Below are 23,034 nucleotides of genomic sequence, written 5' to 3'. Positions count from 1 at the left end.
GCTTCTTGAGGAGAGCCACCCCGATTGCAATGGCCAGACAATGAGCGTCGCCATGGCTTGGGCGCTGCAGCGAGCTACTGAATGGGTGGAGGAGATGCGGCCCTCGATTCGCCGATCGAATAGAGGGTAGGGGTTACTGCTGGGTAGAGTACAAACATGCTTCTTGAGGATTTATGGAATATCCGCTTCGACTTGATGTCACAATGAATGCACAGGGACAGCGGCACGTATCCTCGGGCCAGCCCTTCAAGACATCAGACCAATGATAAGCAATGATGATTTTCGATATATGGCTCATCGGCACCTCCTCGAATTAGATGCCTCAAATTCCAGGCTCAGCTACCTGATTTCTAGCGGCGAGATTAAAGGCGGCCTTTGGGACGATGCGGTTGCCTGGCACCAGAAGTCATATAACGCTTGGGTCATCTTCCTGAGCCAGAACGCTCAACCTCCATTGTCGGGTTGATCCAAAGTCGCAGAGGGAGCTGCGACTTTTAGCCCTGATCCCTGCTCAGGCCGTTCCTGCAACATAGCCCTGGCCTTCTCGGCGATGAATTTCGCCAGATCGTCGCGCTCGGCAGGAACCGCCACGCCATCGACCACGGCACCACAGTCGCAAACGTCCGCGCTGGTGGATCCTGGCTGCACCTCCTGTGTTGCGGCCTTGCGCTTACGCATCAGCTCGGCAACGTCACCCGGGTAGCCGATCTCAACAGCGCCCATCTCAACTGCGCGAGCGCGCTTGCTGAGGCAGATGTCGAAGTGCTCGCGGATAGTGCCCGCCTTCTGGATCCACTTCCGCTGCACGCCGATCTTGTCGGCCATCGAGAGCAGCTCTTCGGTGCTGTCTGCGAACATGTGGCACATCTTCATGCGGCCGAACGTTGCGTTCATGTCGTCGACGTACACAGTCATGGCTGCACCTCATGGGCCATGGCCGCGTCGATTGCATCGTCGAGTGTTTCCTCGTTGAGGACTTGATTCTCTGGCGTGATGCCGGCGAACACGCCGCCTTGGCTGATGGTTTCGAGGTCGCGGGAGCGCAGCCACTGGTACCGCTCGGCGTCCTTGCGCAGCTCGTTGGCCAGGTGCCACGGCGTCCAGTAGCCGTCGTCCATTGGTGTCGCGAGTGGCTGCTGGGGGCCATTCCAGCGCAAGCCGTAGCGTGGCAGACCTTTCCCCTCGGGCGGGCGTGGCGGCGCCTCTGGCCGCAACCCCTTCAGCCGCTCGATCTCCGCGAGAAGGGCCGGAACCCCCACCGGTATCGCGGGAGCCGGCTCGCCCTGGTGCTGGGCGCCTGGGCGGGTGTAGAGCTTCGCGTGAAGCGGAAGAGGTTTTATATCTTCCTGATACCAATCGAGCGTTTTGCCATGCGGCATTGAATCGTCCAGCTCAACCCACGCCACCGGCTCGCCCTGGTGCTGCTCGTCGCGCATCATCGGGTTTGGCGAATAGCGCAAGGCCGACTTGTATGCCGCATCAAGCGCATCATCCAAGTCGCCGCCAGCCTTCTTGGTCTCGTTGAAGGCAATGATCATCTGCGCCCGGACGTCGTAGCTGCGCTCAACGGGCATGCGCGCCACCGGCTCGCCCTGGTGCTTGGCCATGGCCTGGATGATGCCGAGCAGATCATGACTGTCGAGCTCGTCGCAATCGCCAAGACACAGGCGATCACCAATGTCGCGTGTGCACTGCGCATCGTCTTCGGTCAACTCTTCCGAGCTACCAACCCATCCACAGCGGCGGCATCTGGCCGGGTAGTAGAGACCGACCAAAGGCTCCAGGCCAATATGTGGTGGCACGCTGATCGTTTCGTTACTCATCATCAGGAACACCTTTGTTTGGTGGTAGATCGCTGCCACGCTTGAGGCAGGCGGCCCGATACGAAACCTCAAGCCATCCGCCGCACCGGCACCGGAACTGCTCGCCACGCACGTCGCTGAATTCGTCACCTTCCAATCCAATCACGCTCTGGCAGTGCGGGCAGCGGCAGCAGATCGACATGTCGTCGTCGCGAACAAGGTGATGAACTTCGTAGATGTATTCGCTCATGGCTTGCCCTCCAGGGCAGCCACGCCTGCCGATGTGATGACCCATTTATGGTCTCGGTAAGGGCTGCCCGGAACCTCGGTCCATTCATCGTCGGCAAGACCACGTTTTTTCAGTGCTTTCATCGTTGAGTTGGTGCAGCTCCCGTAATAGCCGTTTGGGCGCTTGTGCAGATTCCTCAACGTGTCCTGCATGCGATACGAAAGATTGCTCATGGCTTGCGCTCCAGGGCGGCGCGGGCTTGCCATGCGCTCCAGGCCCCGCGTTCGCCAATCTGCGCACTTAGATGCCACTTCTTGAATTCTGCCTTCTCGGTGAGATCAACCGGTGGAGACTCGCGATCAACACGGCAACCATCCTCGCAGCCGGCACACGCGCCGCAAGACTTTGGCTCTGAGCTGGCGGATAGAGTGGCTTCGATGCGCTCCATCAGTCGGTTATGGTGGAAAGGTGGGAACTGGTCGCACCCTTGCTCGTACTCACGCATAGCGCCGCGAATCTCTGATAGCAGCGCATCCCGCTCGGCCAGCTGCACTCGATAGACCGAGCAGTTGTTCAGGGCGTTTTGCAGTTTCTCAGCAACAAGCATCTTGAGGCGGCGCTGCTTCTCGACGTCGGAGCGCAGCTCCTCGTTCTCCTTCTCCAGCCTCTGCGCCTCGTCGAACCAGTCGCGCCGGGATAGCTCGCGGTCTTTGTCTTTGAACTCGAGAGCGTCTATCTGCTCGTCCTTTTGGTTCAGGTCTGACTGAAGGGCAGCTACTCGCTGCTCCAGGTGTAGGTTTTTTGTGCGCATGGGGAGTCCTCGCCGGCCGTCACGACCGGAGTCGATGTCAAGTTGGGAAGTTGTAGGAAGTGAAACGACAAGTCCTCGATGTACAAACCGGTCCGTCGTGACATCAGAATCAATGGCACCTCAACTAAAGGTGCAAGACATGAAACGACTGATTGAAGAGATCCTGATTCAAGTACTCGCGGAGGCTCTGTTTGAGCTTCTGTTCTGGCTATGGTCGCTACTGGCAGGCTTGCCTTGGTGGTGAGCTATGCGACTTTTGCAGATGGCGGACTCCAGTCAGCCCACCCGACCATAGGGGCCTTGGTCTTGGGGTTGATCACGGGCTTTCCCTCCGCATCCGTAAGTACGGCCTTTGCCCTGATCCGCAAATCTCGGCAGGGGCCGGCTTTCCTTGCAAGTTCAATGAACTGCTGTGCGTACTGAGGCGCATCGAACAACTGGCTGAGCTGCTTTACCTTCTCGCCGCCGAAGATTGCTGCAGCCTGCTTGTCTACGGCCTCATTCCATTCAGCGAGTGTCAGCTCCAGGGGGGGGCAGCCAGCTTTTCCGCTTGGCCTGGTGGTCTTGGTGATCTTCCTGGCCTCGGCCAGCGCTACACCGGCTGTCATGCCGAAGACTGCGAATGTGCTCATGAGGTTTCTCCGGGCAGCCGATGGCCGTGTCCTGGCTGGCGTGATCAATGGGGTAGGGTGGGCGCTGACACGGGCAGCGCAGGATGGTCAGGCGGCTTTCGCTGCGTCTTGCTGAGCGAGGATCACCTTGGCTGCGTGATTGATCAGGTACAGCCGGCTGATCAGGCTGTCGCGCGGCTTGTCGATAGTGATCTCCCAGTAGTCGCAGCCCAGGCCCAGCACTTCGTGGTGCTCGCTCATGAGGAGGCTGGCCTGTTCGGTGCATTCGACGTGATCGGCTTCGTACAGGCGGTCATTCAGCTCATCCCAAAAGTCATACCCTTCGTCACCAAACTTAAGCGGTCTCAGCTTCGCGTTGACCAGTTCACGCAGCTCTTCCCATCGACCGGCTTCACCTATACCGCCGTCATTGCGCATCCATTCAGGCAGGGCGGCGTATTGGTCGTCGTCATGGGTGTTCTCGCAAATCTGGCTGCAGATGCCAGTAACCAGGGCGGCTCGAAAGGCTTCCTCGTCGAATTCTCGCTCTTGGCAGTGCCGCTCCAGCTTCGAGTGGATGTAGTAACCGATGTCATCACCGGCCAGGAACTCGATGCCGTAGGAGAGGCCGACGCTGAAGGTCAGGCCATCGATGTCGCCAACGACTGAGATGCCTAAGCGGGTCATGAGGATGTCGAAGGCGTAGCAGTTGGTTCCGGGGGCTTTGCAGCGCCAGGCCTTCAGCTGGTCGGTATCGGCCAGGACTGTGTACTGGTGATCCTTCAAGCATTCCGCGGCGCGGTCACGGCGCTTGGCTTCTTCAGCTTTGCGCTTGGCAATCCAATCCTGGTGGCGCTGTTCGTCGTTCATGGCTTTCTCCAAGCATGCGCCGCCCTCCGTGCTGGTGGCGGCATGGTGGCAATTTGGGGTGGGATGGGCTATTACGAAGTACCGGCATGTTGCCGAATTTGGGAGGATCAGAATGTCCGCCACAACAGAAATAAAAGTGCGCTGCCAGCACTGTAGGAATTGGTTCGATTCCGCCATTTGGATTGCTGATCGCGCAAGTTTCGAGAGCAGCATGCTCTTTGGTAACCTGCAGCAATGCAGGCACTGCGGGAAGATGACCGGCTGCAACAAAGAGAACTTCAAGGCACGCTTCGAAGATGGCGGATTTCTGGGGGACTACACGGCATGATCTCGATGCATTTGATCATCGCCTGGATTGCGCTTTAGCTCAGCCATGCTGGCGTCTTCGAACTGACGCGCAAGTCTTTGTGATATGCGAAAAGCTGGCGCGTCAGGTTTAAGCAGTCGGCGCGCTCGCTCATCTGGTTCCTGGGCGATCCACGATAGCGCCAGGTCCTGCCAGAGTTCTTGAACCTGGCTGTAACCGTGAGCCTTCAACTCGGCTGCAAGTTGTTTTCGAACCCCCGCCGGCATGTCGAAATGCACCTTCTCGACGCAGTCGCCCATCAGGATTCGGTGATTTGATTGTCGCAATAGATTCTCTCCTGGTGTGATGGCACTATGGCAGCAAGTGTAATGGTCATATTTCATAGGCGGATGCGAGGAACTGACATGGAAGATCGAGATAACAAAAAAAATCCAGGAGCATTGGTTGTCTTAGTTGTTGGTTTGCTAATAGTTGCGCTGTATGCAGGGTATTGGCTGTTTCTTTTTTTCGGTTTCGATGCCGCTGACAAAGAAGGAAATTTGGTCGGCGTGAGGTCCGGGACATTCGGGGATGCCTTCGGTGTACTTAATGCTCTCTTTTCCGGCTTGGCGTTTTTTGGGCTTATTACGACTTTACTTCTGCAGCGCAAAGACATTGCAGACAGCCAAGTTGATAGCTTACGTCAGCAGGCCGAGTCGCAATTTTATAATATGTTAAACCTTCAGCAGTCGGTCGTTTATGATATTGATCTACAGAGAACTAGTAATGGTGGGAATCAAGTAATTACAAAGGGAAGAGACTGCTTCAAAGTGTGGTCAGGTAAGCTGCAGAAAGAGTATGACGACGCCACTTCTATTGATGATTCAGACAGGATCAGAGAAGCCTACAGAGAATTGTGGGATAAGCACCGAGGGGATTTGAGTATTTATTTTAGAAGTCTATACACTTTGCTTAGATTTATATCGGAAAGCAGGTATGTAAATAAGAAAACCCTCGGGAGTGTTGCTAGGTCGCTGATCTCTGATTATGAGCTGGTTATATTATTTTATAATTGTCTAATGCCTAGTGGTGAGAGATTTCAGAAGTATGCCAATGAATTTGCAATTTTTGATAACTTGGATGTGACCCTGTTGTTAAATCCAAGTCATGTATTGCAGTTGGATCGAGAGGCGTTTGGTGAGAATGAATTCGTGATTAATATATTTGATTATAATGAGGCTGAATTTAATGATTAGGTTGAAGTTATAGGCACTTATTCGGCGCCTAGTGCTCTTGTTCTAGCAAGTTGGAAAGTCGCGTGTAAATCGTATATTGCGGGTGACTGGCATGGTGCCGGATCAAGGAGAGCAAGATGATTCAGCGTTCAACAGCGTTTGAGCAGTGGGCTCCTCAACAAGGCGATAAGCTCATAGAGTACGGCCATGAAAACGGATGCTTTTCAGAGATTCGATTGCGCCGCACTCATAATGGGCTCATAGGATATATGTTCATCGGTGTCTATCGCGAAGACGGCAAGTTGATTACCGAGCAAATTCACGACATTTCCGATGAGACTGATGAAGAGGCCTTGGAAGTGGCAATGGCAGAAGCACGTCGCTGGGCGCTGAATCCACGACGCTAGCAACTCCAGTGACAGGATGCAGCGAATAGGGTGGGTCTATGCCTCTTCAGCATCGAGTCGAGACGCTTTGCGCTGGCCTGCGCTATGAATCATCCGCGCCACGTTTTCGCTAACCGTGATTTTGTGGCGCGGACATTCGATTGCTTGGTGGGAAAGGGTCGGGCCCAAGGCGTGAGCATTGAGGATCAGGTTCTGGACCGCTTCGCCGATCTCTTCGATACCGTTCCAGGCCATCAGCTCTTCAAGCTTCTGTCGGGTACCCAGTCGTAGCCTGTGCCGCAGTTCCTTCTCGTCGTACTCGATCCGCTTCGCGGCGGTTTTGGCAGATCGCTCTTTTCCAGTTTTGGCCATGGCCTACCTCTTCAATTCCGCTGGCCGGCAGGTCCAGCCATGTTTGTCGCCGCCGTTTACGGACCTGGTTGTTGATCCGCTTCAAGCTCGCTTCTCCCAGCGCTTGGGGAAGCTGAACTCATAGGTGAGCTCCAGGCGGTGCAGGAGTGAGTCGGATATCCCTGCCTTCCTGCAGGCAGCGATCCGTGAAAGACCTGCATCCCTCAATGCCGTCAGGCGCTCAATGAGCTTCAGATCTCGCTCCCGGTCCACGATCTTGCTCTTGAACATGAAGCCGCCCTCATGGGCTGCCCGACGCATTGCTGATTCTGATTTGCCGGTGGCGGCCATGGCCTGGTCGATGGTCATGGTCTTGGCCAGCTCGCGGATCGTGTCGACGTAGGCCAGGCGCCGGGTGAAGTGGCTTTCGCTGGTGCGTTTGAGTTTGCCTCGCGGTCCGTGCCTGCTAAGTGGGCTATCAATGTCTTTACGTGGATCTCGGGGCTTGAATTTGAAGGACTCAAGTACCTCGATCTTATTCCCAGACATAAAGAAGGCAGCCTTAGCTGCCTCCAGTTCGGCCTGGCGCTCGGCGCCGACCAGTATGTAGTTGTTGGTCATGATTACCTCATTTGATGCGAATGGAGCTTTCTCCACGCTCCAGGTGGGCCCAGGTCGGTTCTTCCATGAGCTCAGCTTCCGCGTCTTCGCCGGCTGCCATACGCTTGCGTATAGCCTCGTTGTGATCGCGGATCTCCTTGAGGCGTACCGCAATGGTCTTCTTGTCCGGCGTGATCACGCTCTTCAGCGACACGAACTCATCAGGCACGGCCTTCTCGTCATCGACGATCACCTTCTCTGGCGAAAGGGCGAGGGTGATTGTGAACAGGGGGCGCTTGACCGACTTGATATCCGCGGCCTCCATGTTCCGGCGCAGGAAGTCGCTGAGCTGGCCCACGGTGTTCTTCTTGATGCGCTTGAGCTCGTTGAGGCGATCGACTTCCTTGTCGATGGCATCGATGTCGCCTTCGATGTTCCGGCGCAGCATGACGATGCTGTCGGCCTTCACTTCGAACTCGCCTTTAATGCCGTCCATGGTGTCTTGGATAGCCTGACGCAGTCCTTCGTCGTCGGTATCTGCCAGGGCGGCGAGTTCGGCCATCTGGCCAGTCAGTGCGTAGAGTTCGGTCATGCTGCACCTTCCATAGCGTCTTCAAGGTCCGCTTTGCGGGCGTCCTTGGCGCGTGTGAATTTGAGTTTGTGGGCTGCGCAGTCTGGATCGGTTTTGCGTAAGTCCAGCTTACGCATCGCCGACTTGTAGAGCTGTTCCAACTCGTTGAGTGATTGAGCGGTACCGATCAGATGAAGTGTTTCCGAGCGCCATTCGCGATACTCAGCTGCCAGACGCTCCTTCGCTTCGATCTTGTCCTCGGCTCGCTCGATCTCGGCTTCTCCCAGGCGCTCGTTGACGTAGTGAATGTCGTCGTACAGACCCAGGCGAACATCAGCGGAGAAGCCAAGCTGGCTCAGGCACTTGCCGATCGCATCGGTGAGGGACTTCTTCGGTGCGTCAAAGTCGGTGCCGATGCTTCCGAATTTGTTTTGAGTGATGAAAGGCGTGTGCCCGTAGTGCGTGATCGTCTTGCGCTCACCGTCGCCGCCCAGGTACCACAGGGCGACCCTGAGGGTGTGCACCTGGGCGTGGGCCAGCACCACGCCTTCCTTGCTCAGCAGCGGGCCGCCGATGTCGAAGCGCTCCTCAATCACGTCATAACCCCAGCCGGTACCGCAGGGGCCGAACTGTTCCGTGGCGCGCTTGGCCAGGTACTGGGCATTTACCGCAGTACCCGTAAAGCCGCCGAGGCCGGTGTACTCCTTGGTGAACTTGGGATCGGTCTTTTCGACCTCTTCCCACAGGGCGAGGTTTGGTGCAGACATGACTATCTCCCGCCGCGCAGGTGCGCAGCTTTGAAAGATGTGGGTTATTGGGTGAGGTGATCGGCGAGGGCGCTGATCAGCATTGCAGCGGTGCAGAGGGCGAGGGCAGGGAAGGAGCTACGCCAGTAGACAAGTGTGATCACGACTCGACCAGCGACAGCAGCCTTTCGCCCAGGATGATCTTGGCGTTGGCCTGCTCCTTCTTGATGCCGGTTGCCTGGGCCACTTCGGACAGAGAAAGACCTTCGCGCCGGAGTTTCGCGCAACGGATCGCCAACTGCTGGCCGCGCTTGTGCGCGCCGGCACCGCTCATTGCCGCTGCTCCAGCTGGGCCGCGCGATAGCGCAGAACCTGCAGCACCCGACCGCGGTAACCCGGCTCTGCGTACTGCTCAACTGGCGGCCCGAAGAAACCCCGACGCTCGGCCAGGCTATAGGCATCGCGCAGGTTGTGGGCGGTGATATCTTCCAACTGCTCGTCGATGAGCGACTTGACTGGGGATGTGGTCATTCTGCCTCCTTGCGCTTCTGACAGACGTCCATCAAGCGCTTGCAGTAGTGGTTGAATTCATCAGTGGTGATTGCCCCATCAGTGAAGAGGCGAGTGATCAGGCCTTGCACCAGGACATCGATACCGGGCTCACTGTCGGGATCGGCAACACCCTCGATGGCCTGGTCGATGAGGATGTGCGGACTCGACTCAAAATCCGCACTCCTGCTGTAGGCGTTCTTGCTCCTGCTCAAATGCCAGGGCTGCCTCGGCGTGTGGCCTTAGAAGCTCGAGCGCGATGTCCTTCAACGCAGACTTCTTGCCCAGCAGGTACACAGCCAGATCCATCAGGAGCCCCGAGCTACGAAAGCCCATGGCGCCGATCACCAGTTGGCCGAAGGCGTCTTGCTGGTCCTTTCCGTCGATCTGGCGTTGGTTTAGGTGGTCCTGCACGGCCCTTGCAAAGTCGGCCTGGGTGACCTCACCGCGCTCTGAAGGTTGGTAGCCCCAGGAGATCCGGTAACCCATCAGCAGGCGCTCGGCGTTTGCCTCAAGCCATTCCGATTCGGCCAGGTCGTCATCGCTCACCGGTGGCGGCAAACGGTTGTCGTATTCGAACTGTGCCTTGCGTAGTGCTGACATGATTGCCTCCAGGAAGACGGAGCGTGCACGGTCGTGCGCTCCGCAGGATGCCTTAGGGCGCGGAGTCAGAGCGTGCTTGGAGTAGGGGAGTAGGTATGACTGTGCCGGCGCGGGGAGGGGCCCGGTGCCGGCAGACAGAGTGGCTTTGGTGATTGCGGCGAGTGTTACTCTACGCTGCACACCCAACGGTGGTTGTACCGGTAAGGGGCGCGAATGAACGTCACGTCCGACAGGAGAACCATGCCTTTGCTCTTCAGGGTCTCGGTCAGTTCAACCAGTGTCTCTGCTTCGATAGTCATCGCTGTTACCTCGTCAGATTTACTGTACTCATAGTTGTGGACTGAACCCCTTAATGGGGAATTCAATTTTTCTATCCGGGTGATTGAGGGCTTCGCAATTGATTTGCTAGACGCCCTGATTGGCAGCGGTAATCGCTTGGTGCAGCTTCAGAACAAGATCCGCAGGCAGGCTCAGGACAGCCCCTGAGCTTTCAAGGCTGCCTTCAGGCAAGGTTTTGATCAGCTCCTGTGCTGCGGTGCGGATGGCTTCAAGCCGCTGACGTGGAGTCGTTGGCCCGCGCATCGATCCTGCCGTTACCTTTGACTTGCCGGTGGCCTTGGCCTTTTGCAGTTCCCCGCCGAGCACCTTGCCTGCTTCCTCGCCATACTGGCGTACTATTTGGACTGCTGTAGTCGCGGATACCTGGCCGGAAGCGACCAGCTGTTGGACGTCGGTGTTGGCATTGCCTAGCGTCATCACCTGCTCAACGTGCTGGCGGGTCTTGCCAACCTTCTTGGCGATCTGTTCGACTGGCCAGCCGAACGCACGAAGGCGCTTGTAGCCCTCCGCGAGCTCGAGAGGGGAGAGCTTCTCGTTCTCCTGGCTCGAGATGATCCTGGCAACACGATCAGCATCGCTGCCTTCGAACATCCGCACATCAACCCAATACTCGGTGACCTTTGGGTTTTCCTTGCTGGGCAATCGCGGCAGTCGACCGGCCTGGTCAAGCTTGATCAGCGCCCGGCGCCGGCGGTGCCCGTCAACCAACCACACACCACCATCTGCCCGAGGCCTGATCTCAAGAGGCGGGATGACACCGCCATTGGCGATGAACTCCGCCAGGGCTGAAATGCTGGCCTCCAGCGACTCACCTTCGGTGCGAAGGTTAAACCCGGGCTCTTCGTGAATATCTTCAAGCCGAACCTTGATAGCATCGGCGCGGCGAACCTCTCCGGCGGTGATCATCTGCCTGATTGATTTGGTCATTTTTGCTTCCTGGTTGCTGCGTAGGTTGCGATTACTCGTCAGCACTCTGACCGGCTGCTGGTTGCCGATGGGCGCGGAGGGGAGTGCATGCGGGTGGTGTCGGAGGGGGAGGGTGTATAGCCGGCGCAGAAGCTCAGCCTGAATCGTGTATTGGACATAGACTTGGAACTTGTCGAAGATGCTGCTGCGAATCCTCTTGCGCGATGACGAGACTTCAGTGAAATCCCTTGTTCACCTAACACCGCTTCGGCCAACAGATGTTACGAATCTGGTGAGGTTGTATACCGATCCCAAGGTGCGCACTTATCTAGGAGGGCCGCTCAGTCAAGAAGCAGCAGTGAAGCGCTCGATCCTGGAAGTGGATTCCCAGCGAGAAATGCCTCTTTGGGTTATTAGAACCCGTGAAGCCGAGCAGTTTGCTGGCATTGTTTCGTTCGACCTGCATCATGATGGTGCTGACATCGAGGTGAGTTACGAGCTGCTCCCCGAATACTGTGGGAAGGGGTACGCCACGGAGGCGTTAAGCTTCGCACTGCTTTATGCAAAAGACGTGATGGGTTTAAAGAGAGTGATCGCCGAAACGCAGAGTAAGAATCTCGCCTCTATCCGCCTGCTCGAGCGTGTCGGGATGTCGCTTGAGCGTGAAGTGACTCGATTTAATGAGCCCCAGAGTATTTACGTTTCTGCCTGGTAGCTTCGTAGCAAGTGATGTTGTTCAGAATCTGGCGGCTGAATGCTTGAGGGTTCATGTACACCTTGAGCGTCATCTGCCGCCGATCTTTGATGACATCGCGCAGTGCAAGGTCGGCGAGATCTGCGGGATCGGCCTCAAGCGCTGCTATCGCTTCATCTATGCCGCCAAACCACTTCGCGAGCTTCCGAGCGCAGGAGGCTGCAGCCTCGTTGACCACTTCTTCGCTCGCTTCAAACAATGCAGTGCTCATCGCTTATCTCCTGGTCGTAATCCCAAAGCCCGCTCAATGAAAGGGCTTCAGTGATGCTTTCCAAAGTGCCCCGGTCCCGCTACTGGCGTCAGACCGGGGTTGTTGCGTCGGCGATGTTGGCCAGTTACCCGCCGCTGATTGCAGGGCTGGCCGATCTTCGTCGGTGGTTGGGCTTCGAGCTTCCTCCGCGCAGCGTCAAACAGCATCTGTCCGCCGCGGTTCACAGGTCCTTACAACATGCACGCTACAGCTCTGAATGCCCTGATTGATTTGGGCAGGGTGCATGAGGTCCGGCGCCCCTCAATGCCGAAGCTCGGGGCGCTAATTCTTTTCAGTTGAATCTCCCTTCTGCCGCTGGGATTAGCGGGGCGCATTGCATGCCGGGTCGTTCGCACGGTTCGAGCGTTTCGCTCTCGATCAGCCGTACAGGTTGTTCCTGTCGTTGGCGGGCTATCTGACCCGTCTGATCGCCGGTCGCCAGTAGAGGCAATGCGGTCTGTTGGTATTTCTGTGTTGCGCTGACTGTTAAAGAACGGCGCAGCTTTCGCTGCTGGGCCGGTGTTGTGCTGGCTTGGGAGTGAATTTATCCTTGTGATAAATTAGTGTCAATATCATTTTGATAAATTTATCTCCTTGGTTGTTTATCTGCTGTATATCGCTGCTTTCTGCGGGCGCAAAAAAGCCCGCTCTAGGCGGGCCTTGATGTCGCTTTTATGTGCTGGAAGATCTAGAGCTTGCTGGCAGCGCCATTGATTTTTTGATCAACGTCCTGAATTGCCTTTGCTTTTGAGGCAATGGTGCGGAGTGTTGCCGAGCTAGTGTTGATGTCGGAAGTATACTTCTCAACGACAATTTCTATTTTTTTCCCTTTCCAGGCGAGGATTTCATTGGTGAATGCTCCACCGCCTTTGGTCTTTACTGATTCTGTGGATCTGCTTGTCGGGCTCCCGTATTTGGTGATGAACAGCTGCGTGAGGTGGAGATAGTTCTCGGACGGTGTGGTCAGATAGAATGAATCAACCGGGCCATTTTTGGCCATCACCGACAGGCCGTAACCAAAACCGATTGAAGGGCCGCCCATGGTGATATAGAGGCCTTGATACGGAGCTCTGCGACATATTTCCTTAGGGATCTCGTATCCGGCTGGGCACTCCGGTACAGAGTAAACAAACTTCTGGTCAAACTGTATGCCCATGAAGCTGTCAGGCTCCTGCATCCAGGGCGCCGGCTCAGAAGATTTTTTAGCAGCTTGCGCGGACACTGCGATACAGGATGCAAGCAGGAAAAAGGCAAGTTTTGCTTTCATTGGATCCCTCCCGTTACTGAGCCAGCACTTTACCATCCATGATGCGCAGCCTCCATCGGCGATGGCTTGCAGGCCTGACGGTGGACTGACTTATGGCGGCGGGAAGGGCAGATACAAGAAGGCCGCCGACCAGGTGGAGGAGTGATCATGGCGGCCTAGGCGCCAGAGAGATAGCTAGACGCCCAGGCTAAGCTTAGGCGTAGATCTGCAATGGTGCAGATACAAGAAGCCCGGCGCTGGGCCGGGTCCTGACCCCAGCGCGCGTGCGGTACGTAGGCGTGAAAAAGCCCGCCGAGGCGGGCTCTCATGGGCGTATCGCACTTAGGATATTAGTGAAAGATGGGGGCAGATTGGCCTGCTAAGTTCGCAATCATTTCAAAATAAGCTCTTTCATCAGACTTAGATGAAATGTTGTAAATGTGCTCACTATAGTCTTCTGCCAGATTTAGATGAGCCTGAATTTCCTGCTCTATTTTTGGCGAGGCTGCATAAACAAAATAGCAGCCAGTCTCATCGCCAAGATGCTTTTTCCCTTCCATGAAGGTCATCACTTTCAAAGTGGTTTCTTTAAACTTTGAGTTTAGGTCGTTGACGTTATAGTCGATGACTTCGCTAATGTGGTATTTTCCATTTTTTAGCAAAAAGTCGGCAGAGAATCCAGATTTCTTGCTAAAAGAGTAATTCTGAACTACTTTGTGATAGCTAAGTTCTTCGGCGCTCTTAGCTAATATGTTTAAGCTATCGAACCTATTTTTAATCAATGTTTGGATTCTTGAAGTCCTAGGCATTGTCTCGCGCGTGCTATATGGCTTTACGAGATCGGTGAAAAGCCTAGAGACCTGCGCTTCGTACTGGCCAGGGTGGTCGATAGAAAATTTGGCGGCCGGGCTAATCGTGAAGGCGCTTCTAAACAATCTGAGAAAGCCTAGCATTTCGTCATGTGTCTTGCAGCGCTCTTGCGCCTCAGCGATGATTGATTCTAGCTCGGAGATGTCAACTGCAGATGACTCGCCGTCAAGCAGCCGAAGCTTGGCTGCGCCATTTAGCAATCGAATGTCAAAGTGCGGATTGCTGTAAATTAGTATGCCTATGTTGACAATCTCGCCGCGCTTCGGGCTTGGCATGTAGCGTATGAGAGAGTAATCGTAGGTAATCATTATTACAGCATCCCTTTGAGAAAATCGATCCGATCTATACGAGCCTGTGAACCCCACCAATCGAGGAACTCTTGCCGGTCCAGATCTGACATCCAGGCCTCAGGAAAATTTAAAATTATAGCTGCTGCGTCTTCTTTGGTCAATTTTGCAATCACATCCAAACATTTGATTGCTTCTTCTCTATCGTACTGATTATGGCTTTGAATATGCTGTATGGAGTTTGAAGTATTATTTGCTTCAATAGCAGCTTCAAATCCGAACGGATTGAATGCAAACCAAGCTCTACTGAAATCAAAGGCTAGAGCAATTTGACCGCTATAGCTCGGTCGGAATATGTAATTCCCGAAGTGACGATCCACGTTATTGACGAAAAGGTCCAGTGCATATACGCGACTGAAGAAAGTCTTCAATCCTACAACGGGAATTTCGCCTTTCAGGATTCTCATTACTTGCAGGCCATCTTTTAGGGTTGATGCGCCGCCCTCCCAAACGGAGCCGAAAGCGTGCGATCCATCGTGCAGTTCGATCACATCGAAGTCAGGTGTGGCAATAAGAACCATTCTCGCAAGCTGATAACAGAATGCTTCTGATGCGGGGATTTTACCGTTACCATCCATAACAGTTTTAATCGCATAGTCCTTGCCATTCGCTGCAAGGCCTATGGTCTGTAAGTCGGCAGAGTTTTGATCATTCGGGTAGGTTGTCATCACCGCAACTGGAAACAACTGCCGTTGAAACATGGGCGGTCTCAGCTTCGGTTCCACAGTTACGTCCGGTCCTTCCAGGTGCACGATCAATCCCTTCTCATCATCACTCATAGCAGTCCTGATTCCCTATGTTCAGTGTTTGCGCCCTTTCTGGTGAAGCGCTATGCAAATAAAATTATGTCAAACCAAATGAGCATTCCATACTAGTAACACCCTGGCGCAGGCCGTGACGTCATCGATTTTCGGTGCCAGGCTTCATTCGTTCAATCCGCCCCACCTTCACCTCTTCCGCATACCCCTCCATCTTGTCTTCCGCCTCCTGAAAGCTTATGGCTGCCTCAATCAGTTCTCGGGCCTCTTGCTCATGGCCGGCTTCTGACAATCGGGTAGCTATCTGCATCAGGTTTACGCCTGACCACTTGAGCAGGGCTGCGACCTCTTTCAGGTCGCGGCGCAGTTGTTGGTTGGGCTTAGTCAGACTCATAGACCGCTCCTGGCGATCAATCCATCCTGAACATCGTCTGCGATGCCTAGAATGACTTCATACTGACCTCTGAGGGACTTACCGATCTCCATAAGCTCTATCGCATACTCGGACAGGCCCGCCTCATTTAAGCGCTTGGCGACATCAAGCACCTCCAACGCGGTCCAGTCTAGAGTGGCGGCATGACCATCTAAGTCTTCGTAGAGCTCTTGGTTGGGTTTGGTTAGGGGCATGCGAGGCTCCTATAGAAGATTACCGAGCGTACATGCCCCACCAGAAAACGTGCCCCAGGATGCCAATCTGCTCATCCTGCATCTGCTGGAAGCTGTAGTCCTCGTCTGGGTATTCGTCGCGATTGAAGCTGCGCAGCCTGATACCAGACGGGAGCCTAAAGACCTGCTTAACCCGCAGTTGGCCATTGTGATTGATGGCGTAGAGGTCGCCGCCAATAATATCACCGAGGCTCGTCTTCCCGAGATCCACACCCACGGTTGCGCCATCGCGAAGCACAGGGATCATGCTGTTGCCGCGAACGGTTACGCATTTGGCTTGATCGAACCGCACGCAGTTATCGCGAAGATTTTTCTTCCGAAAGCGAAGGGTCTCACCATCATCCTCCCGGATGACGAACCTCCCGGACCCTGCGTCCAACTCCACCTCGCGAAGAAATGGAACCTCCACCTCATCGTCTTCCAGAGGCGTTTTTTCATCCCAGGCAGCTATCTCACGAAGCGGCCCTGCATTGGCCTCTGGCCTATTAACATTAGGAGGTGATTCTGATTGCGGCGTATCGAGCCAGCCAGAAGGAAGACCCTGTGCGGCCTCGATCTTCCTAGCCAGTTGATGACCAAGGTTCCTCTTCGGGTTGGACGACACGATCAGGCTGATTACTGATGGCGCGGTACCACAGGCTGCTGCGAACTCGGCCTGTGTTTGGTAGCGAGCCGCAAGGGCTCGCAGGTTTTCTCTGCGAATGCTGTTGGTATCCATCAACAGATCATCGCCTCTTTTATCTATTTGATAAATAATCTCTGCGATCAATTCATCCTTGCCTTGAAATTATCAATGAGATAAATTTAATTTATCTCTATACAAGGTAATGAAGATGAAAACCCCCATTCCCGATATGCAGGCATGGCTTACGCACGCCTGTGCTGATGAGCGCCAGCGGGTTGCCGATGAGTCGGGAATCTCCGTTGGCTACCTGTGGCTTATTGCTGGCGGACATCGAAAGCCATCCGAAGGGGTTGCCGCGAAGATCCATAGAGCAACAGGGGGCCAGGTCTCGGCTTTTTCGTTCTTCCCAAAGCTGGCCGCAATTGCTGCGGAAAGTGTCGCCTGACACCTCTATCCGCCGATCTACTGAATCCAGATTAGAAGAGAGCAGTCCCCATGGAAACGTCCAGTCCAAGACACACCGCGCAAACCCGTGACCAAGTGCTGGTGGCGCATGCGGCAAACCAGATTGCCCGAACCAGCCTGAGCCAGGACGATTTCGCGCAGTCACTGGCCCGAGAGATCTATCTGCGAGTTCCGGCGGAGAAGATCAAGGAATCGAAAGTTCCTGACTTCAATGAGTTGGCTCGCCTTAACGATGTGAGCGAATTCGTGAAAGCGACAGGCCGCTGGCTGAAGCGTGTGCAGCGCTGGCTGTCCGGCGAACAGGAAATGCCGTCGTGGCTGGAAGAGTCTTGGGTCAATGCTTTGGAGCCCGAGTATCGCGACCACTGCATCAACGAGCTGGCCGGTCGCCACGGCCTGACCGGCGCCCGCCAGATGCAGAGCGATCAATGCGCCAACAAAAGCTTCGGTGCGCTGATTCGTGCGCTGGGTGACGTGATCGATACCGGCAGCGAAGTGTTTGACGACCAGGTGATGTGCGAGGAGGACCTGCCGCATCTGCCAGCGTTCGCCGAGCAATGCCGTCAGGTTGAGGCGCGGGCAGGCGAGCTTGGCCGTAAGGCTGAATCACTGATCGCAAAACACCGACCGAATTTGAAGCTTGCCTGAATCCCGGGCACAAAAAAGCCGGGATTGCGCCCCGGCTCTCTGCAACATCACACATATGAGACCAATTATGCATATGCAGACCCAGAGTGTACAGGCCCCGGTCAAGCCCGCGCCACAAAATGCGAACCATGATTTCGTGGCGCGCACAGTCAACTTGTTCAACTTCGAAGGTCTCGACGTTCGCGTCATGCTCATCGACGGAGAGCCTTGGTTCTCTGCCAGGGACGTGGCGGAGGGCCTCGGCTACACCAACCCACAGAAAGCAGTGCGCGATCACTGCAAAAGCCCGCGCCCAGTTGGGGTGAACGATTCGTTCACCCTTGGGGCATCGGCAAACGTCATCCCTGAGCGGGACGTCTACCGCCTGGTGATGCGCTCCAAGATGCCCCAAGCAGAGCGTTTCGAAGAGTGGGTGGTGAGCGAAGTGCTGCCTAGTGTTCGAAGGACGGGTGAGTTCTCGCTTAAGCCTCGGGTTTTGGCAACCCTTCCGGACTTTACTAACCCTGCCGCAGCTGCCCGGGCCTGGGCCGAGCAGTTCGAGCTGCAGCAAGCAGCCAGCCAAGCCCTGGCTATTGCCGCGCCCAAGGTCGAATTCGTCGACAAGTACGTCGAATCCACTGGGCTCAAAGGCTTCCGCCAGACCGCCAAGCTGCTGAGGGCCAATGAGGCCCGCTTCCGCGAGTTCCTGCTCGACAAGAAGATCATGTACCGCATGGGTGGAGAGTGGCAGGCCTACCAGCAGCACATCGATGCCGGGCGCTTCGAAGTCAAAACCGACACGGCTGACAACGGTCACGCCTTCAACCAGACCAAATTCACCCCTAAGGGCGTCACCTGGGTGGCGGGACTGTGGGCGCAGTACCAATTGACGGAGGCCGTGTAATGGCCGGGGACTGGATCAAAATGCGAATCGACCTTCAGACGCATCCGAAAGTTTTCCGCATGGTGTCCGCATTGAAAGCGGACAGATTGCGGATCATCGGCGGACTGCACATCGCTTGGAGCATCTTCGACACCCATTCCGACGACGGTGTGCTGCATGGTTACAGCGTCGACGCCATGGATGCCGTGGTGGGCTGGCCCGGCTTTACCCAGGCCATGATCGAGGTGGAGTGGGCGTCCGTGCAGGACGACGGAAGCCTTGTAATGCCTCGCTTTGACGAGCATAACGGTGCCAGCGCAAAGCGCCGCGCAAACGACAGCGAACGCAAGCGCAACGACCGGAAAAACAACCGTGTCCGCAATGTGTCCGCAAGCGATGCGGACAACTTGCGGACCAGAGAAGAGAAGAGAAGAGAAGAGAAAGAACAAGATCAAAAGCCTTCGTCATCGTGCGATGACGGTGACCTGTTCGCGCGGTTCTGGAAGCTGTACCCGCGAAAGGTGGGCAAGGCCAATGCCGAGAAGGCCTGGTCGAAGCTGAAAGTCGACGCCGACCTGTTCGAGCGAATGGCCAGCGCGCTGGCTGCCTGGGCGGTTTCGCCGGACTGGACCAAGGACGGCGGCCAGTTCGTGCCACACCCAGCCACCTGGCTGAATGGCAGGCGCTGGGAGGATGAGCTGCCGGTGCCGGCAAATGTGCACCCGTTCCCGCAGCGTCGCCAGGCCAACGGCCCTGACTTCGACGACCTGAGTTGGGCTGATGACTTGGGCGGTGTGCTATGAGCGACAAGCCAAAGCCGCCAAGAAGCGCTGCCCAGCTGATGAAGGCTGCAGGGGCGACAGAGGATCTGCGTGGCGCTATGGCTGGCTATCAGTCGCCGGCAATGCCAGTGATCCCGAAGACTTTGCCGCCGGGCACTGCTGATGTGGTGAACGCCCTGTTCAAGGAGCTGCAGGCCATCTTCCCTGCCTGGAAGCAGGCATGGCCGACTGATGCTGCACTGAGCACTGCAAAGCGCAGCTGGATCAAGGCTTTCATCGTGGCTGAGATCAACACGCTTGAGCAGATCCGCTTCGGTATTGAGCGCTGCCGCGCCCTGGGCACCGACTTCGCGCCCAGCGCCGGAAAGTTCATCAAGCTGTGCCTGCCCACCCCGGAAATGCTGGGCATCCCCAGTCATGACAAGGCGTTTCGCGAAGCCCTGGGGAACGCCCACCCAAGTCGGTTTGGCGATCGCACTTGGTCTCATCCTGCCGTGCGCCACGCTGCGCTGCAATGCGAGATGCGCAACCTGGGCGACTTGATCCCTGAGAAGGCCAGCAAGGTGTTTGATCGCGCCTACGACATCACCATCCGCCGCTTGATGCAGGGCTTACCCTTGGAAGAAATCGCCATTGGCATTGGCGATGACAGTCAGAAGAGCGAAGTGGAGCTGGCAGAAGAGTTTGCCGATCAACGCCAGGCCCGCCTACTGGAGATTCAGGCCATCCCGTGCAGCGGAGCAGCAGCTCGAGTGCAACTACTGGCTCAGTTGAACATCAAGCGCGCCGGGCAGACGGCCGGGGGGGGGGTGTGATGACCATCGACAAAGAGAAGCTGAAGGCGTTGGCTGAGCGCGCCATTGCCAACAACCATCCTGGTGGCGGCGGCAACCCTTTCCCTGCTCTTGCCGTTCGCGCAGCCGATGTCCTGACCCTGCTCGCGGAGATCGAGCGGCTGGAAGTCGACAACGGCAGCATGCGCGGCAGCACCAAGCGCATGGGCGAGGACGCATCCAGGGCGCAGAAGCAGGCCCGCAAGACTCTGCGCGAGATCGACCAGCTCAAAGCCGAGAACGGGTCTCTGGCTGCAAAAATCGAGTGCTTCGACGAAGGCATGCGCGCCATTGCTTCGACTCTTGGCGCTGGTGGCTACAACGCTGAATACCTCAGCGCAGCCGATCTTGTGGAAAAGGTACGCTGGGGAGTTGATCACCTCTGCGATGTGCATGAGCGCCGGCTGGGGGATGCCAAGGCCGAGAACGAGGCGCTGCGCAAGGATGCAGAGCGGTACCGGTGGCTTCGCGATCGATGCGGGATTGTTGAGTACAAGGTGATTGCCGGATCTATCGGACCTGGAATGCTGCCGTCGGGTGAGAAGCTGGAGATGGCCATCGATGCGGTCATGAGCAAGGTAGAGAAGTTATGACTGACAAGATCAGCGTCAACTGCCAGGCCAAACTCTCCGAAGCTGTGACCATGCTCACTCGCATGTTCCGCGACAAGAAGTTCGTCGTAGTCAGCATGCGCCCAGGCAAGGATCGCACCCTAGACCAGAACGCTTTGTGGTTCGCCTTCTACAAGCGCATCGCCGAGATGACTCAGATCGGCGATGCCTCGGACGCCCGCAAGTACTGCAAGCTGCACCACGGTGTGCAGATCTTACTGAACGAAGATCAGGACTTCCTGGCGGCCTGGTACCGGGTCATGCGCCACCTGTCCTACGAGGAGAAGCTGGACATGATGGGCGACTGCAAGTTGTTCGGTCCGGACGGCATGCCGGTTACCAGCCTGTTCAATCGCGCCCAGGGCGTCGCCTACACCGAGCGGGTTGTTGCGGACTTCACGGCCAAGGGCGTGGTGTTCGGCGACCTGCTGGGGGAGGCTGCTGCATGAGAAGGCGTGATTGGTACGACCGTCGAACGGATAAGCGTGTGGCCCTCCAGATCGCCGAAGAGCAGGGGATTGTTGCCGACAGCTCAGCACTGCGCGCATCTCTTGTAGCCAGGGTCCATGCGGGTGAAATGACCATCGAGCAGGTTCAGGCTGAGCTGCGAAAGGTGAAGCGCGAGGCCAAGAAAAATGGCTTGAAGACGCGCGAACAGATTTGGAGGTCGGCATGAGTGTGGCCAAGGAGATCAAGCCAAAGAAGTGCAAGGCGCCAGGTTGCGGAAAGCCCTTCAAGCCATCCATGACCACGCAGAAGGTGTGCAGCATCGCCTGTGCCAGGGCCATGGCCAAAGACCCGAAGCTGCAGAAGATCGCTGCCAAGGCCATCACCAAGCAGGCGCGCCAGGACCTGCAGGAGCGCCGGGAGGGGCTGAAGACCCGTCGCGAGCACATGGCCGAGGCGCAGACCGCGTTCAACGCCTACATCCGCGAGCGCGACGCCGGCCTGCCGTGCATCAGCTGCGACTCGAACCCGAGCGACCACGACCTCATCACTGGCAGCCGCTGGGATGCCGGCCACTACCGGTCGGTTGGCGCCTGCCCGGAGCTCCGCTTCGAGCCGCTGAACGTCCACCGCCAGTGCGTGAAGTGCAACCGGAACCTGTCCGGGAATGCAGTCGAGTATCGAATCCGCCTGGTGAAACGCATCGGCGCCGATCGGGTCGAGTGGTTGGAAGGCCCTCATAAGGCCCTGCGCCTGAGCATCGAAGACCTGCAGGCCATCAAGGCCGAATACAAAGCCAAGATCAAGGAATTGAAGAGGGAAGCAGCATGAACTACCACAATGTCATATCAGCGGTGGTGCGTGCACTGGCCGCCGAGACCATCAACAGCGCAGGTGGCTGCGACTTCGAACCGAAGGTCCAGATGGCTAAGCAGAAAGGTGAGATATCCGGCAAGGATGCTGCCCTGCTGGCAGACTGCATCGTGCACAAGCTGCTACACGCCCAGCTCAGTCCGCGGCACTGGAATGCCCTGGTGGCGAAGTACAGCACGCACCGGGGGCGGAAGATCGACTCAATCGGGCGCCTGGTCGCAGTGGTCCCAACTCCAGCGCCGAAGCGGTTCACCCAGCAGGCCGTGCTCGTCTGGGCGGTACCGCAACAATCCAAAGGCATTCAGCGCAAGGTTTCCGAAGTGAAAGCGCCGGCGCCGCGTGAAGAAGAGAGGGATGGGCAGTGGGAGTGGCGCAACAAGGCGGCTGCTGAATCTGTCGCTCGTGCTAACAGGCATGCTCGGGCCGTGGCCGAGTCGAAGCCTGGCGAAATGATCGTCCTGGCCGAGTCGAATTACGACATGACCACCTGGGATTCGCAGGGGCTCACCGAGCGCACTTACCAGCGCTGGAGTAAGGCGATCCGCGACCACCTGGAGTCGATGGTGGACGAGGCCCTGGTCGAGGCTCAGCACATGCTCGAAGCGGTTGGCGTGCTGTCAGGAGAGGCGGCCTAAAAAAGGCCCTCAAAAGGGCTTGCAATGTCATGTCGCCATGTCGCATTATTCACCCATCCTGTCATTCCTGCGCGTGTTGAGGAGTGATCATAAAAAGCCCGGCCATTGAGTCGGGCTTTTTGTTGCCCGGTTGATCCTTGTTTGGCATCATCCGGCCGCCATTCCTCATACCCAGTCCTCCATCCCTCTCTTTTGGGGGCTGGGATGAGGGGTGGACCAGACCCCGCCACTGAGCGGGGTTTCTCGTTTCTGGAGATGATCAAATCTGGGCCCTAACTCCACGCTTTTTGAGTTTTCCCGAGCGGGTTAGGTAGGAGTAGGATAGGTAGAATCGGCCAAATCATAAGTTAAAAGTGACAGGTGAAAATTTCATTGAACGATTTGATGGCTCAATGCCTCTTAGCCGTCGATGGTTGCTTACACCTCTCATAATCAGTACTTATTGGTCATAAAATGAAGAAAATTCT

At 56.3% G+C, this 23,034-nt stretch carries 37 protein-coding genes and 1 pseudogene; 14 read left to right on the top strand and 24 right to left on the bottom strand.

Going from position 1 to position 23,034, the window contains the following annotated elements; all coding sequences use genetic code 11:
* Window positions 1-444: 444 nt before the first annotated feature.
* The 7 genes from H7A76_RS24485 to H7A76_RS24455 all read right to left on the bottom strand — a co-directional run bounded on the left by H7A76_RS24485 (window position 445) and on the right by H7A76_RS24455 (window position 4,323).
* Window positions 445-915, bottom strand: coding sequence for a DUF4031 domain-containing protein (locus H7A76_RS24485; RefSeq protein ID WP_185700881.1), 471 nt, complete (start codon window positions 913-915; stop codon window positions 445-447).
* On the bottom strand, window positions 912-1,826 hold the full coding sequence (locus H7A76_RS24480; RefSeq protein WP_185700880.1) for a hypothetical protein: 915 nt from the start codon (window positions 1,824-1,826) through the stop codon (window positions 912-914). Before H7A76_RS24480 ends, H7A76_RS24485 begins: the two co-directional genes overlap by 4 nt.
* Window positions 1,816-2,052: a hypothetical protein gene (locus H7A76_RS24475; protein ID WP_185700879.1), complete on the bottom strand. Its 237-nt coding sequence runs from the start codon at window positions 2,050-2,052 to the stop codon at window positions 1,816-1,818. The genes H7A76_RS24480 and H7A76_RS24475 overlap by 11 nt, the downstream gene beginning before the upstream one ends.
* Complete coding sequence (locus tag H7A76_RS24470) at window positions 2,049-2,264, bottom strand: hypothetical protein (RefSeq protein WP_185700878.1); 216 nt, start codon at window positions 2,262-2,264, stop codon at window positions 2,049-2,051. The genes H7A76_RS24475 and H7A76_RS24470 overlap by 4 nt, the downstream gene beginning before the upstream one ends.
* Window positions 2,261-2,842: a hypothetical protein gene (locus H7A76_RS24465; protein ID WP_185700877.1), complete on the bottom strand. Its 582-nt coding sequence runs from the start codon at window positions 2,840-2,842 to the stop codon at window positions 2,261-2,263. The genes H7A76_RS24470 and H7A76_RS24465 overlap by 4 nt, the downstream gene beginning before the upstream one ends.
* Before the next feature lie 245 nt (window positions 2,843-3,087).
* Window positions 3,088-3,474, bottom strand: coding sequence for a hypothetical protein (locus H7A76_RS24460; RefSeq protein WP_185700965.1), 387 nt, complete (start codon window positions 3,472-3,474; stop codon window positions 3,088-3,090).
* Window positions 3,475-3,561: 87 nt separating this feature from the next.
* Window positions 3,562-4,323, bottom strand: coding sequence for a hypothetical protein (locus H7A76_RS24455; RefSeq protein WP_185700876.1), 762 nt, complete (start codon window positions 4,321-4,323; stop codon window positions 3,562-3,564).
* Here H7A76_RS24455 and H7A76_RS24450 point away from each other — a divergent pair.
* Window positions 4,322-4,651 (top strand): hypothetical protein, encoded by a 330-nt coding sequence (locus H7A76_RS24450; protein ID WP_221775367.1) that lies wholly within the window; start codon window positions 4,322-4,324, stop codon window positions 4,649-4,651. The two genes, H7A76_RS24455 and H7A76_RS24450, sit on opposite strands and share 2 nt — an antisense overlap.
* On the opposite strand, the gene H7A76_RS24445 is transcribed toward H7A76_RS24450, so the two are convergent.
* The gene (locus tag H7A76_RS24445; RefSeq protein WP_185700875.1) at window positions 4,639-4,929 is read right to left on the bottom strand and encodes a hypothetical protein; all 291 of its coding nucleotides are present in this window, start codon (window positions 4,927-4,929) and stop codon (window positions 4,639-4,641) included. The two genes, H7A76_RS24450 and H7A76_RS24445, sit on opposite strands and share 13 nt — an antisense overlap.
* 105 nt (window positions 4,930-5,034) lie before the next feature.
* Between H7A76_RS24445 and H7A76_RS24440 the strand changes: the two genes are divergently transcribed.
* Both H7A76_RS24440 and H7A76_RS24435 read left to right on the top strand, forming a co-directional pair.
* Complete coding sequence (locus tag H7A76_RS24440) at window positions 5,035-5,865, top strand: putative phage abortive infection protein (RefSeq protein WP_185700874.1); 831 nt, start codon at window positions 5,035-5,037, stop codon at window positions 5,863-5,865.
* 116 nt (window positions 5,866-5,981) lie between these two features.
* Entirely contained in the window at window positions 5,982-6,251 is a 270-nt protein-coding gene (locus H7A76_RS24435) for a hypothetical protein (protein WP_185700873.1), read from the top strand.
* 36 nt (window positions 6,252-6,287) lie between these two features.
* Here H7A76_RS24435 and H7A76_RS24430 read toward each other — a convergent pair whose 3' ends face one another.
* The 9 genes from H7A76_RS24430 to H7A76_RS24395 form a co-directional block, all read right to left on the bottom strand.
* A complete protein-coding gene (locus tag H7A76_RS24430; RefSeq protein ID WP_185700872.1) occupies window positions 6,288-6,602 on the bottom strand; it encodes a hypothetical protein in 315 nt (104 codons plus the stop codon).
* Window positions 6,603-6,683: 81 nt separating this feature from the next.
* On the bottom strand, window positions 6,684-7,202 hold the full coding sequence (locus tag H7A76_RS24425) for a hypothetical protein (RefSeq protein WP_185700871.1): 519 nt from the start codon (window positions 7,200-7,202) through the stop codon (window positions 6,684-6,686).
* Window positions 7,203-7,209: 7 nt separating this feature from the next.
* Window positions 7,210-7,773: a siphovirus Gp157 family protein gene (locus H7A76_RS24420; RefSeq protein WP_185700870.1), complete on the bottom strand. Its 564-nt coding sequence runs from the start codon at window positions 7,771-7,773 to the stop codon at window positions 7,210-7,212.
* A complete protein-coding gene (locus tag H7A76_RS24415) occupies window positions 7,770-8,519 on the bottom strand; it encodes a hypothetical protein (RefSeq protein ID WP_185700869.1) in 750 nt (249 codons plus the stop codon). The genes H7A76_RS24420 and H7A76_RS24415 overlap by 4 nt, the downstream gene beginning before the upstream one ends.
* A 139-nt stretch (window positions 8,520-8,658) precedes the next feature.
* On the bottom strand, window positions 8,659-8,832 hold the full coding sequence (locus tag H7A76_RS24410; RefSeq protein WP_177330294.1) for a hypothetical protein: 174 nt from the start codon (window positions 8,830-8,832) through the stop codon (window positions 8,659-8,661).
* A complete protein-coding gene (locus tag H7A76_RS24405) occupies window positions 8,829-9,029 on the bottom strand; it encodes a hypothetical protein (RefSeq protein ID WP_185700868.1) in 201 nt (66 codons plus the stop codon). The genes H7A76_RS24410 and H7A76_RS24405 overlap by 4 nt, the downstream gene beginning before the upstream one ends.
* Window positions 9,026-9,262 carry a hypothetical protein gene (locus tag H7A76_RS32455; RefSeq protein WP_260498070.1) on the bottom strand — a complete coding sequence of 79 codons (237 nt, stop codon included), beginning with the start codon at window positions 9,260-9,262 and terminating at the stop codon, window positions 9,026-9,028. Before H7A76_RS32455 ends, H7A76_RS24405 begins: the two co-directional genes overlap by 4 nt.
* A complete protein-coding gene (locus H7A76_RS24400) occupies window positions 9,219-9,650 on the bottom strand; it encodes a hypothetical protein (RefSeq protein WP_185700867.1) in 432 nt (143 codons plus the stop codon). The genes H7A76_RS32455 and H7A76_RS24400 overlap by 44 nt, the downstream gene beginning before the upstream one ends.
* Window positions 9,651-10,055: 405 nt before the next feature.
* The gene (locus H7A76_RS24395) at window positions 10,056-10,916 is read right to left on the bottom strand and encodes a ParB N-terminal domain-containing protein (protein WP_185700866.1); all 861 of its coding nucleotides are present in this window, start codon (window positions 10,914-10,916) and stop codon (window positions 10,056-10,058) included.
* 178 nt (window positions 10,917-11,094) lie between these two features.
* On the opposite strand from H7A76_RS24395, the gene H7A76_RS24390 reads away from it, so the two are divergent.
* The gene (locus H7A76_RS24390; protein WP_103326145.1) at window positions 11,095-11,610 is read left to right on the top strand and encodes a GNAT family N-acetyltransferase; all 516 of its coding nucleotides are present in this window, start codon (window positions 11,095-11,097) and stop codon (window positions 11,608-11,610) included.
* Here H7A76_RS24390 and H7A76_RS24385 read toward each other — a convergent pair.
* From H7A76_RS24385 to H7A76_RS24355, 7 genes and pseudogenes are all read right to left on the bottom strand, one after another.
* Window positions 11,573-11,860, bottom strand: coding sequence for a hypothetical protein (locus H7A76_RS24385; protein ID WP_185700865.1), 288 nt, complete (start codon window positions 11,858-11,860; stop codon window positions 11,573-11,575). The genes H7A76_RS24390 and H7A76_RS24385 overlap by 38 nt on opposite strands.
* 727 nt (window positions 11,861-12,587) lie before the next feature.
* Entirely contained in the window at window positions 12,588-13,166 is a 579-nt protein-coding gene (locus H7A76_RS24380; protein ID WP_185700864.1) for a hypothetical protein, read from the bottom strand.
* Between the two features lie 329 nt (window positions 13,167-13,495).
* Window positions 13,496-14,323: a DUF3037 domain-containing protein gene (locus H7A76_RS24375; RefSeq protein ID WP_185700863.1), complete on the bottom strand. Its 828-nt coding sequence runs from the start codon at window positions 14,321-14,323 to the stop codon at window positions 13,496-13,498.
* A 2-nt stretch (window positions 14,324-14,325) separates the two neighbouring features.
* Window positions 14,326-15,141, bottom strand: a complete 816-nt coding sequence (locus H7A76_RS24370) for a hypothetical protein (RefSeq protein ID WP_185700862.1) — start codon at window positions 15,139-15,141, stop codon at window positions 14,326-14,328.
* A 121-nt stretch (window positions 15,142-15,262) separates the two neighbouring features.
* Window positions 15,263-15,514, bottom strand: coding sequence for a hypothetical protein (locus H7A76_RS24365; protein ID WP_185700861.1), 252 nt, complete (start codon window positions 15,512-15,514; stop codon window positions 15,263-15,265).
* Window positions 15,511-15,747 carry a hypothetical protein gene (locus H7A76_RS24360; RefSeq protein ID WP_185700860.1) on the bottom strand — a complete coding sequence of 79 codons (237 nt, stop codon included), beginning with the start codon at window positions 15,745-15,747 and terminating at the stop codon, window positions 15,511-15,513. Before H7A76_RS24360 ends, H7A76_RS24365 begins: the two co-directional genes overlap by 4 nt.
* Window positions 15,748-15,766: 19 nt before the next feature.
* Window positions 15,767-16,237 (bottom strand): annotated as a pseudogene (locus H7A76_RS24355) (helix-turn-helix transcriptional regulator); the annotation flags it as partial.
* Between the two features lie 382 nt (window positions 16,238-16,619).
* Between H7A76_RS24355 and H7A76_RS24350 the strand changes: the two are divergent.
* The 10 genes from H7A76_RS24350 (at window position 16,620) to H7A76_RS24305 (ending at window position 22,567) form a co-directional block, all read left to right on the top strand.
* Entirely contained in the window at window positions 16,620-16,856 is a 237-nt protein-coding gene (locus H7A76_RS24350) for a hypothetical protein (RefSeq protein ID WP_185700859.1), read from the top strand.
* Between the two features lie 50 nt (window positions 16,857-16,906).
* Window positions 16,907-17,524, top strand: coding sequence for a hypothetical protein (locus H7A76_RS24345; protein WP_185700858.1), 618 nt, complete (start codon window positions 16,907-16,909; stop codon window positions 17,522-17,524).
* A gap of 73 nt (window positions 17,525-17,597) precedes the next feature.
* Complete coding sequence (locus tag H7A76_RS24340; RefSeq protein WP_185700957.1) at window positions 17,598-18,407, top strand: phage antirepressor KilAC domain-containing protein; 810 nt, start codon at window positions 17,598-17,600, stop codon at window positions 18,405-18,407.
* Window positions 18,407-19,189, top strand: coding sequence for a Pyocin large subunit-like protein (locus H7A76_RS24335; protein ID WP_185700857.1), 783 nt, complete (start codon window positions 18,407-18,409; stop codon window positions 19,187-19,189). The genes H7A76_RS24340 and H7A76_RS24335 overlap by 1 nt, the downstream gene beginning before the upstream one ends.
* The gene (locus H7A76_RS24330) at window positions 19,186-19,983 is read left to right on the top strand and encodes a replication protein P (protein ID WP_185700856.1); all 798 of its coding nucleotides are present in this window, start codon (window positions 19,186-19,188) and stop codon (window positions 19,981-19,983) included. Before H7A76_RS24335 ends, H7A76_RS24330 begins: the two co-directional genes overlap by 4 nt.
* Window positions 19,983-20,594: a hypothetical protein gene (locus H7A76_RS24325; protein WP_185700855.1), complete on the top strand. Its 612-nt coding sequence runs from the start codon at window positions 19,983-19,985 to the stop codon at window positions 20,592-20,594. Before H7A76_RS24330 ends, H7A76_RS24325 begins: the two co-directional genes overlap by 1 nt.
* Window positions 20,591-21,061, top strand: coding sequence for a hypothetical protein (locus H7A76_RS24320; protein WP_022639563.1), 471 nt, complete (start codon window positions 20,591-20,593; stop codon window positions 21,059-21,061). The genes H7A76_RS24325 and H7A76_RS24320 overlap by 4 nt, the downstream gene beginning before the upstream one ends.
* 38 nt (window positions 21,062-21,099) lie before the next feature.
* Window positions 21,100-21,288 (top strand): hypothetical protein, encoded by a 189-nt coding sequence (locus H7A76_RS24315; RefSeq protein ID WP_312026268.1) that lies wholly within the window; start codon window positions 21,100-21,102, stop codon window positions 21,286-21,288.
* Entirely contained in the window at window positions 21,285-21,890 is a 606-nt protein-coding gene (locus H7A76_RS24310; RefSeq protein WP_185700853.1) for a recombination protein NinG, read from the top strand. Before H7A76_RS24315 ends, H7A76_RS24310 begins: the two co-directional genes overlap by 4 nt.
* A complete protein-coding gene (locus H7A76_RS24305; protein WP_185700852.1) occupies window positions 21,887-22,567 on the top strand; it encodes a hypothetical protein in 681 nt (226 codons plus the stop codon). Before H7A76_RS24310 ends, H7A76_RS24305 begins: the two co-directional genes overlap by 4 nt.
* Window positions 22,568-23,034: the final 467 nt, after the last annotated feature.

This window comes from Pseudomonas sp. MSSRFD41, assembly GCF_014230245.1.
Lineage (GTDB): Bacteria > Pseudomonadota > Gammaproteobacteria > Pseudomonadales > Pseudomonadaceae > Aquipseudomonas > Aquipseudomonas piscis.
This window is presented reverse-complemented; position numbering and strand designations above follow the sequence as displayed.